General features: G+C 47.6%; 7 protein-coding genes. 6 read left to right on the forward strand and 1 reads right to left on the reverse strand.

The genetic code is table 11. The features are described 5' to 3' along the window. The first annotated feature begins 642 nt into the window (after nucleotides 1–642). Nucleotides 643–1,362: a LytR/AlgR family response regulator transcription factor gene (locus ACYVE4_RS26580; RefSeq protein ID WP_461043338.1), complete on the forward strand. Its 720-nt coding sequence runs from the start codon at nucleotides 643–645 to the stop codon at nucleotides 1,360–1,362. Nucleotides 1,363–1,553: 191 nt separating this feature from the next. Next, nucleotides 1,554–2,444, forward strand: a complete 891-nt coding sequence (locus ACYVE4_RS26585) for a hypothetical protein (RefSeq protein ID WP_461043339.1) — start codon at nucleotides 1,554–1,556, stop codon at nucleotides 2,442–2,444. Between the two features lie 3 nt (nucleotides 2,445–2,447). On the opposite strand, the gene ACYVE4_RS26590 is transcribed toward ACYVE4_RS26585, so the two are convergent. Beyond that, nucleotides 2,448–3,038, reverse strand: a complete 591-nt coding sequence (locus ACYVE4_RS26590; RefSeq protein ID WP_461043340.1) for a hypothetical protein — start codon at nucleotides 3,036–3,038, stop codon at nucleotides 2,448–2,450. 677 nt (nucleotides 3,039–3,715) lie between these two features. Here ACYVE4_RS26590 and ACYVE4_RS26595 point away from each other — a divergent pair. The 4 genes from ACYVE4_RS26595 to ACYVE4_RS26610 all read left to right on the forward strand — a co-directional run. Beyond that, nucleotides 3,716–5,239 carry an Ig-like domain-containing protein gene (locus tag ACYVE4_RS26595; RefSeq protein ID WP_461043341.1) on the forward strand — a complete coding sequence of 508 codons (1,524 nt, stop codon included), beginning with the start codon at nucleotides 3,716–3,718 and terminating at the stop codon, nucleotides 5,237–5,239. Between the two features lie 197 nt (nucleotides 5,240–5,436). Next, entirely contained in the window at nucleotides 5,437–5,922 is a 486-nt protein-coding gene (locus ACYVE4_RS26600; protein ID WP_461043342.1) for a hypothetical protein, read from the forward strand. Between the two features lie 4 nt (nucleotides 5,923–5,926). Beyond that, nucleotides 5,927–6,307 (forward strand): T9SS type B sorting domain-containing protein, encoded by a 381-nt coding sequence (locus tag ACYVE4_RS26605; protein ID WP_461043343.1) that lies wholly within the window; start codon nucleotides 5,927–5,929, stop codon nucleotides 6,305–6,307. Between the two features lie 162 nt (nucleotides 6,308–6,469). Continuing rightward, nucleotides 6,470–12,408, forward strand: a 5,939-nt coding sequence (locus tag ACYVE4_RS26610) for an Ig-like domain-containing protein (protein ID WP_461043344.1), incomplete at its 3' end; no start/stop codon positions are given.

Here is a 12,408-nt window from a genome sequence, read left to right on the forward strand (position 1 = left end):
TTGAGAGTCGGTCAGTTTTGAGAACTGTTTGGTCATGGCTTTGCATTTTGGTCGATACAAAGTTGGCACGACTCTCAACCTTTCTCAATTCCCCAACACACTCTAAAAATACACCAATACCGGTTTTAACTACATGAACTGCTGTATATTCTATATCAATATCGATTTTAATGTTAGGAATTTTGGCTGATTTCTAGCTATGATAAAAAAAATGGTTAAAGCTTTGTAGCATATTTACTTGACACTAAAATGTAGACAGATATAAAATCATCTTGATGTTATTAACAAGTAATATATCTATGTTACGGGTGTCCCTATCTCCATCAAAAATGTAACGGTTTCTGTAATGAAAACATGATCAAAGTTACTGTTCCTGGTGGTTACAGTAATTATATTAGTAAATGCGTATTTAGTGGTAGATTAATCTGTAAGAAGATGCTTTTTTGTTGCATTTCAGTCAGCAGCAGAGTTAAAAATGTACTTTCTAACACATTAACCGATGTTACATTCTCAGACTTATTAAACTTGAAATTTTAGCGATCTTTTCGAGAGAAACCGTAAACACATAGTAAAGTTCTTTACTTTTTTTAACTGCATTTGTACTACATATCCTCATTTTTGGAACTGTAAGCGCTCATTTAGATGAAAATTAAAAAATACATCATTATCGATGATGCGGAGTCAGATGTCATGTATCTTAAGTCGCAACTGACTAAACTCCCGTTTTTACAGCTAGCAGGTATTTGCCCAACTGTTGAGGCAACTATTGAATTATTAGCTACTGAATCTATAGATCTAATCTTGTTAGATATAAAACTACCATCTCAATCTGGGCTATTTTTGCTTAAATCGGGTATTGAATTACCACCCGTAATTATTACAAGCGCTTACTCTGAATTTGCGCTGGAAAGCTATGAAATAGGCAAAGCGGCTGATTATATACTCAAACCTTTTTCATTCGAACGGCTTCTGATAGCACTCAATCGGGCTTTAGCAATGCATTCTTCACCCACAAGCTTTGCCGACACGGATTATATCTTCCTGAAAATGGGCCGAAAAGTGCAGCGTTTTGATTTTCAGTCGATTGATTTTGTTGAAGCTTATGGTATTTATTCAAAAGTGTATTCGAACAACCACTCATTTGTCGTCAATGAACGGTTAGCTACCTTGACTGCTTTATTGCCCGCTCAAATGTTTCTGCGTGTACATAAGTCGTTCATTATCAATGTTGGTAAAATCACCAGCTACGACCGAAATTCATTGTGGATTCATAATTTCAAGATCCCGATTGGCGTCTCCTTTCGCCCTAAACTGGAGGGACTTCTAAGGCTTTTCAATAATAATGATTCGGAAGGCATTTAACGTGAATTCGAGTAATCTATCACGAATTTCATGTTACTAAATCCCGCGTTCGTGCCAATTAATTAATTCGACAAGTTATCAGGTCGCAAAATTGCTTCGATTCTTTTATTGAATAGGCTACCGCATTTGCTTTTTTGAGGGTAGATACTGATTCTATGTAGCTGAATGTTCGGAGTTAATATGTCGATGAAATGACTCGTTCTGACGAAAAAGATAATCCTACTTATCAGAATAGTTGGGATACCCAACTGGTAAAGGATAAGTCAATGTTTAGCCGCTCTATTCTTGTAAATGCCCGCTCCGGGAAAGGAATTAGAGCGCGCCAGAATATAAAAAATGTCGTACGTGAAAAAGCAGGCATGCATAGAATCGATATTGACGACAAACCCGTATTCTATCGTCAATACATGGCTGGACGATTCTTCTCAGAAACTGTTGACGAGTTTTGCGAACTAGCCAATGCGACTGATAAATCCATTCTGCGAATTCAGATTGATATTTCACCTCTTCTAGCCGTAAAAGAAGGTCATTGGTATCAGATTATACGCTTTTGCCTGTTTTGTTGGTACCTGCAATCAACTCCGGCTGTCGTCTTTACATCGCCCGTTATGAACTGCCACTTGGATCTATTTGTCCTGCAGGATGACCGTTCACTATGGAAAGATCTTAACGAGTATCAGAGGACATTATTCAACCGGGTAGTTGCTATGCGTATCGGGCATTGGTTGGCCAAGCCCCTTTATATGTCCTACTCCATACATAAAGTAATGGACTATTTTTCAGAGTCCAGTTATCAACTGTTCATAGATCGGGCGATTTATGTGGCTATGAATGAGTACCGTGTTGAAACGTTTCAGGCGTTTCAACTATGTCTACAACGCCATTTTAGTATAGATCTGAAATACAATATCCATCGGGAATACATTGTTAACTTAAAATTTCGCTATGAACGATTGCCCTGGCTAAGGGTTGATGAGCTTAGTTTTAGTACGTCAGAAATTAACTCGTGGATAAATTTCAATCGATTATTTCAGCACGAATTTATGGGTGAGCGTGTGTTTACCAATGGTTTTCTGGAATAACAATCAGGAAGCTAATAAACCAAGTAGCAATGCCAAAATGCCTATTATTAAGGCTATTAAGCCAATCACGGCCCCTGTACCGGTAGTAAGCAGTAAGAGCAATAGACCACCAATGAAGAGAATAGCTCCTCCGCTCAGGAGCCCGCTATTGAGCATGGGTTTCTCCGGATGGTTAGGAGACAGATGTTTCTTTACGCTCGTATTGAGTTTTTTGACCATCAATCGTTCGATAGCACTCGTCTTATGAACCTGATAAACTGGGGTTACGTTCGTCGATTTTTCCGTCGCTGATGTGGCAAGCAAACGTTTTAGTCGATCCATTCGCTTTCGTAGCTGTTTATGGGAAGCTAGTCGGGCATCGTTACGGACGTATGTTTCGAGTTGTGATAAGTTAATGTGACTAGGTAATTGTGCCGTAGTCGTAATGGTTGATGATGTTTCTAAAGAAGAAACATCAGACACTGCTGGGTCTTGATGACTTGTGGCAGAGGTAGCAGCCTTGTGTTGAAAATAGGCAACGGGCCGACTGCAAGCTGAAAGCAAGGCAATACAAGCGAATGCTATGTAGTAGTGAAAAGTAAAATAAGGTTTCATAAAGCATCTGGTTTTGCATAAATGGTTTGCAGGCCCTGGGCTATTCTGCCGAGCGTCTCCAAACCCTCTATTTAAACTGGCTGTGCCTTGTTAGGTAACATGATGGACGCAGAAAACTACACGACTTCGCTACGTAAAGACATGAAGTGACTGGCATAATAGTATGAACAGTGAGATTGACCTCATTCCATTCCTGGCCCTTCTCCTAAAACAAGAGATGAGTTGGGGTGAGGTAAACGCAGCACTCTAAAACACCCTCGAATAAATAAGTAACCTCCGAATAAATAGACGAAAAATGGTCATAAAGCTGGCATAGTCTTTGTCTCACAGAAGTCAAATTTCTTGCCGTTTTCAGTGACTCTATTCTGAAATAGTGACAGAAAAAGAAACTAAAGTCTATTTTCAATCAGTCGGTTTCTACTATTCGTGTTATCATAATCGGAATTGGTGTTATTCTGAAATGGAAAAACCGGCCCGAAAAAGGCATTCGATTGCTGAATAACATTCCCTGCTAGTTCATTAGTCAGTTTTACATATTCAGGTCATCAAACTCTCAATTCAGGTCATTACTTCCCATCAAAGCAGTCTATTTCTGTACTCCCGTCACGGATTTTGTGTCTCATTAAAGCAAATGATCAGTTTGACTGGTGTAGCCACAACAGAAGAGAGACCATACTATGAAGCAATTTTTTTACTTACTACTGCTACTGATCTTGCCTGGACTTTGCCTGGCCCAGAAGGGGCGATTTGCCGTCCAATTTAACGTAAAATCGTTGGATTGTAATACGGGGAAAGTCGTTATTCGCGTACAGGTTAAGGCAAGTGGTGCCGATAGCACGTTCCTGATGGGCGATGCGAACTATCGGTTTGATTATGATTCCCAGATTATCCGTAACCCGCAGATTGTTAGCCAGGAGACCTTCTCCAGTCAGGCACCGGCCAGCGATACGCGCTACAACCCCCAGAATCTGAACGGGAGCTCTGTAGGGCCGACGCTGGGAACCGTTTCTCTGAACACGGTGTATGGCGGAAGCGGAACAGGGGCTAAGCTCGTTGGTCCCGACTGGATTACGGTCAGCTGTATTCAGTTCGACATCGTCAATACCCAACTTGTGCAGAGTAACTGCTTTGGGTTGCGGTGGCATACGGATACCACATTCCCGGTGACGGGTATGAATGAGTACGTACCCAACGGGCAATCGCCCAATGGCTACACGCTGCTGAATGTAACCTCGAACAAATACTTCGGCAACCTGCAAGTTTGCTTACCGCAGTATTGCGTGATTCAGCCTGCTAACGATTATTACACAACGCCGTTCAATACGCCCGTTTCGGGAAATGCCCTCACGAATGATCAGGTTGCTCCGCTGGTCGTAACGACGACGCCCGTTGTCGGGCCTAAGCACGGAAGCATTACGTTGAATGCAAACGGAACATTTACCTACACGCCGACTACGGGTTATACGGGTAAAGACAGCGTTCAATATCGGGTTTGTAAAGAACTCAATCCAACGCTTTGCGCCAATGCCTGGATTTACATTACTATCGGTGCTCCGGCTGGCACTGACTTGATGCTGAGCAAAACGGTCAATAAAACACAACCTGCTTTGAACGACGTAATCTCCTACAGCCTAGTCGTAACCAACACAGGTGGCATTGCCGCAACGGGTGTCGAAGTGAAAGACTCGCTACCGGCGGGTGTGCAATACCAAAGTTCAACTGGATCGGGTACCTATAACGCAACGACCGGAATCTGGACAATTGGGACGATTGCGGTTGGTAGTTCCGCTACGATAACCATCAATGTGAAGGTAGTTGCCGAAGGAACCTGGTTCAACGTGGCCGAAGTGAGTAAGATGAATGAGCGGGATACGGACTCAACTCCGGGCAACGGAAGCACCTCCGAAGACGACCTGGGTGTTGCCTGTTTTTCGGTTCCAATTAAGATCTGCTCGGGAGACGTATACACCGTATCGTTACCGAATGTTTATAGCGGTTTGCAATGGTATAAAGATGGCGTTGCCATCCCCGGCGCTACCGGAAATTCATATATCGTAACAAGCATTGGCAAGTACACCTACTCGGCCACGAATGGAAGCTGCCCCCAACAAGGATGCTGCCCCGTCGTATTCATCGAAGGCGACTGCTGCAAACCGACTGTATGTGTACCAATGGTGATTACACAGACAAAGAGACGATAGAATAGATTCACCTCACCCCAACCCCTCTCCTGTTTTAGGAGAGGGGCTTATTCCGGGACTTCTCCCCTCTCCCCGTTTTGGGAGAGGGGCCGGGGGGTGAGGGGGTTTTACCAAACATTACTTATGAGTTAGCAGTGATTGCCGGGCTCTCTGAGTCCGGCTAATCCTTCCCTTTCTCAATGCAGTAAACAACAATTATGACAGTACCACAACCATATCACACAACGTACCGTCGATGGTGGCTGGCCTGGCTTTGGCTGAGCTTACCACTGACGGTTTGGGCGCAGCAACCGGCTGAGCATTTGACTGCTAAGCAGACGGGTGTGGGCGTGTTTGGGGCGGTGATGGGCATCCATGGCGATACAATGGGCGTGTGGGGCGACGTAGTACTCGACAGCGCGAACGTAGTAGGAGAGGGGCAGCTTTCGCTCCGGGGACGTAGCACTACTGAGCCGGTGGCACCGCAACGGATTGTGGCGAAACACGCTCAGGTTCAGCATCTTCACCTGGCTAATCCCGGTAAAACGATGCTGCTGGGCGATTTGCGGGTAGAAAAAAGCCTGACGGTGGAAACCGGCGTTTTCGACGTATCGGCGGGGAAACTGGAACAAGGGGCTACGTGCCAGATACGCTTGCTACGTGGGGCACAGTTGAGCAACCAATCCAGTCACTGGCTTAAGTGAAGTTGTGGCTAAAAAAGGTACGGATAATATTGATGCCTTCGTCGCTAAAGCTAGCGGTGTTTTCCAGAATCTGACGATTAATCCAATGCGGGATATATGCCAAACAGTGGGAGCCGCCGAAACGGGGGAGCTCATGATTCCGGAAGGTTTTTCGCCAAACGGTGATGGCCTCAATGACTATTTCGTTCTGCACCATTTAGGTGCTTTAAAGGCTGACGTAACGATTTATGATCTGAATGGACGGATCGTGTATTCGAATCCAGACTATAAAAATGATTGGGGAGGGCAAACGGACCAGGGACCCGTTTCCAACGGAACGTATTTCTATAACATACGTCTAAGCGATGGCCGGTCCTTCCGTCGCTCAATGACTATCAGCCACTAACGGGTGGCTTTCCTCCGATAATAGTACCGATAGGCTTACCTGCCCGGGGTAATTCTATTCATTCCGTCAATAAGCTATGGAAGATCAACTTTTACCAGATACATCAATGAGTTTTCTAGCCGTCAGCGCACAACCCAATAGAAATAGATAAATAGATGGGTTATGTTAGCTGATTGGCGATTAGAAAACCTGTTGGCCAAACCAAAGCTCATTTGGGGTGGATATAATTATGCCCCTATTGCTTCTGACATTTTATTAAAAGCGAAAGTGTGGTGGATTACGTTTATAGTCGCCTTGATGACTAGTAGCCTATCTGCCAATGCACAAACAACTACTACAAATCTACGTATTAGTCAATCCGTTAGTAGCCAGCATCCAGCTATTGGTGATGTGATTACGTATACAATGGTAGTCTCGAATGCACCTGGCTATGCAACTGCTACGGGCGTTCGCGTTGAACATCATTTGCCGAGCGGAGGAGCTACCTATATGCCTTCGTCGGCATCGGTTTTGAGAGGGAGTAGTATGTACTCGGCTGATTCAGGGCAGTGGTTAATAACAACGCTACAGCCAGGTGATTCAACCGTTCTACAGGTAAAAGCAACTGTTCAGGCCAGTGGCGTCTTCTATAATACGCTGGAAGTGATGTCTGCTGATAAGCCTGATCTTAAATCAACACCAGCGAATCACGATATTACGGAGGATGATTACTCTGCTATTTGCTTTTCGGTGCCGATTCGGTTTTTTTCGGGCGATGAGTTCACCGTAACTATTCCATCTGGCTACGGGACAATTACCTGGTATCGAAACGACCAGCCCGTTAAGACACTTCCCGATTCAATAGCTACGGTCAATGCCGACTCGTCATTAACGATCAAAAGTGTCGGTACTTACCGGTTTGTAACCGTCCTTAATGGTTGTCAAATTCTTAGTTGCTGTGATATCGAAGTCATTCCGGCTTGCGCGTCGGCTATTACGTTAACAGTAACAAACGGTGTAACGATTTGTCAGGGAACATTAGCTACTATAAGCGCTACGGCATCACTTTCAACAGCACAAATTCACTGGTATACAACGCCGTCAGGTGGAACTCCGTTTGCAACGACATCGAATGGTGCTTCGCTCACCGTAAATCCATCCGAAGCTACAACATACTATGCGGAAGCTTTTACGACTGATGGTTGCGTCAGTATACGCAAATCTGTCGTCGTTTCTGTAACCACTATTCCTACGCCAATCGGTTTAGGAAATACGAAAAATGTCTGCCCTGCGCAAACGGGTGATTTGACGAAACTTCAACTGAGCAATCAGTCGCCCGACCTAATTTATGAATGGTATACGAGTGTGAACCGAGCACCAGCCACGCGCGTAACGAATCTAACGGCTGTAGCCGCTGGTCAATACTATTTATTTGCCCGGTCCGCGAATGGATGCTATAGCCAGCCAATGATTCATACGGTTGAAATCGTAAATTGTTCCTGCCAAAATCCGGCTGGGGTCAGTGTCGGATCTGGATTAACCGCTTGTGGAACAACGCCTGTTCGGCTACAGGCAACGCTATCTGGTTCGGCTACAACAGTAACCTGGACCTCAACAGGTTCGGGTACCTTTTCCAACCCCACTAGTTTAACAACAACGTACATCCCCTCCATAGCGGACGTTGCCAGCGGATCAGCCATGATTACGGCTACCACCAACGATCCAGATGGCGCGGGAGCAACCTGTCAGGCTTCAGCCAGCTCGCTACTGGTAACAATTTATCAACAACCGAACGCGCCAACAGGTGTGATGAGTGATAACACCACACTGTGTCAAGGTAGCAGCACCAAATTGGTCGCTTCTGTGCCAAATAGCAAAATCAACTGGTACGATGAAGCCGGAACTCTGATCGGAACGACCGTGAGTGGGGGTAAACTGACGATCACACCGTCAAAAGTTGGATCATCAATTTACTATGCTGAGGCAGTAAGCGCCGAAGGCTGTGTTAGTACGACTCGCTCATCAGTGACCATCACAGTAGGACAGTGTCTGGCTGATCTGGCGGTGGTAAAAAATGTTGTGACAGCGGGGCCTTACTCGGTTGGTCAGAAAATTACTTTCTCTATCACAGCCAAGAATAATGGACCAGTGACGGGTACAGATGTGAAAGTAATGGATCTGTTGTCATCAACGGTATCCTACATCAGTTCAACGCCCGTCAACGAGTATAATCCGGCTACAGGAATCTGGAATGTCGGTACACTGACTGTAGGTTCAAGTCGTTTGCTATTGATCGAAGCGACAATTACTGGTGGAAATTCATTGAAGAATACCGCTATTATTGGTGGCCCGAATAATGACCCCAAATACCCTTTGAACGATACGTCGTCAGTTGTAATTCCAATAACCAACTACAATACGCAGCCGCCAACGCTGGTTTGCGCAATTACCCAAATCTGTAAAGGAGGTACAACGACTCTCAGTGCTAAAGGCTGTGATGGCGGTACTGTCCGTTGGAGCAATGGCAGCACAGGAGCCACCATCTTTGCTGCCCCCACCGTAACGACTACTTACACGGCTAGCTGTGTAGTGAACGGTTGTACGAGCGTCGCGTCTGAGCCAATCACAGTAACCGTGACCGAGCCACAAACGCCGGTTATTACGGCCAGTGCGACCGAGGTTTGCCCCGGTACGTCGGTCACCTTAACGGCTTCGGGTTGTGAAGGAGGTATTATTGAATGGTCAGATAAAGCGCAAACCGGTGCTTCGATTGTGGTCATGCCGTATGGCAAAACGACCTACACCGCGCAATGCCGACTGAACAGTTGCCTAAGCAATCCTGCTCAGATCACGATCAATATGGTAACGGATTTACCAACACCTGTTCTTGTGTCTAGCACCTCGGTGGTATGTCCCGGAGAAGCAGTAACGTTAACAGTGGAAAACTGCGTGGGTACACCAGTCTGGAATAGTACCACGGCTACGACCAGCAGCATTATCGTGACCCCATCGCTGGGCAACAACAGCTATTCCGTGTACTGTAAGAATGGAGCCTGCGTCAGCAAATCCTCACTAGTCTATACGATCAATGTCGTAGCCCCAGTGATACCAACCATCACCGCCAGCGCCGATACGATCTGCGTGGGTGGTTCGGTCAAACTGACAGCCGAAGATTGCAATGGCACTGTGCAATGGTCGACAGGTGCAACCGGAGCCAGTATCACCGTATCGCCAATGGCCAACATCAGCTACTATGCGCAGTGCAAATTCCGCACCTGCCTAAGTGCTCAATCCAACACGGTAAGTGTGGTAGTTGTGAACCCAACGGCTCCGATTGTGAAAGTAAGCACCACCAAAATCTGTAGTGGACAACCCGTGTCGTTAACGGCGACAGGCTGTGCGGGTACAGTGATCTGGCACGGCGTGAATCTGACGGGTTCGGTGATCACGATCTACCCAACGGAAAGCAAAGAATACTATGCGACCTGCAAATTAGGTGCCTGCGAGAGTACTGCTTCTAATTCCGTTCGGGTAACAGTGAGCACTTCAACAGCCTCAGCTCCAACAGTCGTTGCGTCGTCTCTCACTGTATGTGATGGAGGAACCGTATCGCTAACCGCTACTGGCTGCACAGATTTAATAAAATGGTCAGACGGTCAGACAGGTGCTGTGGTTACCGTCACACCAACCCCAGCGAGTCACGAATTTTACGCGCTCTGTATGCCAGGTAGTGGTACAGCCTGTGGTTCAGGCAAATCGAACGTAATTAACGTGAGTGTTACGCCAACGCCAACCCCATCAATCGTACGCTGCCTGTGCAGTGCCGATACGATCTGTCCGGGTGAAGACGTCAAACTGTCGGTCAAAAACTGCCAGGGTACTCCGCACTGGAGCAACGGCGAGACAACGGCTAGCATCATCGTATCGCCAACAGTAACGACATCGTACAGCGTGTACTGTCAGGATGGCGTTTGTAAAAGTACTAGTTCTGGATCGTACACCATCACGGTGATCCCAGTGGCCGCTCCGACGATTACAGCATCAGCCTCGGCTGTAACGCCTGGTGGTTCAGTAACGCTGATGGCTTCGGGTTGTGCGGGTACGGTGATCTGGTCGGCTAACGATGTGAATGGTAATAATAAAGGTACTTCGATTGTAGTCATCCCACAGGGTACACAGACCTACTACGCACAGTGCCAGTTCCGGGCTTGCCTAAGCAATCCATCGAATACGATTATCGTCAATCCAGGCGATTGTGTGGTCAATGCAGGGACTTTAGTTTCGAGTGGCACAGTCTGCGCTGGTTCGAGCAGTACAGTAGCCGTATCGGCTACACCTAATGGTGGTCTTATACAACCAGCCAATTACACAATTGTCTATTTGCTGGCGAAAGCGGGAGTGGTTACCCAAACCAGTGCAACACCCCAGTTTACAGTAACAGCCGAGGCTGCCAGCTATAGTATTCATACCTTGGTTTATAATGCGAACGCTGGCGACGCGAACTACTTTGATTTATCGCTGGTGAAACCAGGTATCTCAAAGGTCACAGACGTAAGCCAGTTGATTAGTAGTAAATGCGCTGCCCTGAATGCGTCCGGGGCGACTGTCGATGTATCAGTCGTCGAACCACCCGTGTTATCGGCTTCCTCGCTCACCGTCTGTAGCGGTGGAACCGTGTCGCTAACGGCAACGGGCTGTGCTAATGGGACAATAACCTGGTCGGATGGTACGGTAGGGGCCGCCTACACCAAAGCAATCCTCACCGATCAAGGGCTGACGGCGATCTGCACCGTGAATGGTTGCGCCAGCAAACCATCAGCCGGCGTACAGATCAGTCTGGGTAGCACCGCCGTGCCGATTGTGGTGAGCGACAAGTCGGCCATCTGCGTCGGCGAAACGGTATCACTAACTGCCACGGGCTGTGCGGGTGGAGCCTACCAGTGGTCGGATGGCAGCACTGGATCAGTGATCACTGTCACCCCAACGCAGGATGTCAGCTACCGAGTGAAATGCAAAGTTGGTCAGTGTGACGGTGATTGGTCGGCTTTGACCACCATCAAAGTAGGTAAACCTGCCGCGCCAACTATCACCGTCAACGGTGGAACCAGCGCAACGGCTTGCTTCGGTGCTCCGGTCACGCTGGTAGCTGAAGGCTGTTCAGCAGACAGCTATGTCACCTGGTCCAACAATCAGGTTGGTAGCTCCATCACCGTCTCGCTGGCCGCTTCGGAGACCTTCACCGCTCGCTGCTGCAACTCGGCAGCTTGTAAAAGTGAACCATCCAACAGCGTGTCAGTAACCGTGCTGCCCAAAGTGGCTCAGCCAACAGTGACAGACATTACCAATACCTGTCCGATCACCACCGCTGAACTGGCGAAAGTCCTCACCAGCACTCCGAAAACAGCAGGTGGCGTGTTTGAATACTACAGTGATGCGAATCTGACCTCGAAAGTAGCTGATCCGGCCCATGTGGGTGCAGGTACCTACTATGTCGTAGAACGCACCATCGATGGGTGCACCAGCCTGCCAGTAGCGATCCATGTGCAGATCATTACCTGCACCGATCCATCGCCTTGCGATGCCCAGAATCCGGCTACCGCTTCGGCGGGTCCTGATGCGAGTGTGTGTGCGGCCAAGACCTATCAACTGGCGGGTACCATGGGTGGGGCCGGTAGCCTCGCCCACTGGACCACCAGTGGCACAGGAACGTTTGATAATCCATACGCGCTGAACGCCATCTATACGGCCAGTGCCGGGGATGTCGATGCGGGTATGGTGACCTTGACCTTGTCGGTGAGCACCAACAATGCCAGCTGCCCAGTAGCAACCGATGCGATGCTACTCACCATCAATGGCATCAAAACACCGCCATCGGTTAGTGCCGTGGGTGGGTTGAGTCTGTGTTATGGGGACTCGGTCATCCTGAAAGCATCTGCGGGTGCCGGTTATAAGTGGAGCAATGGGGCGACCACGCAGGCCATCGTCGTCAAGCAGAGCGGAACGTATAGCGTTCAACTGATGGACGCAAATGGGTGTAGCTCGGTCAAGTCGGAGGAGGTAGTGGTGAACATTGCCCAACCGGTGATGCCACCGCTGGTGCATAACCTGCGCAACAACTGTCC

This window comes from Spirosoma harenae (assembly GCF_054776975.1).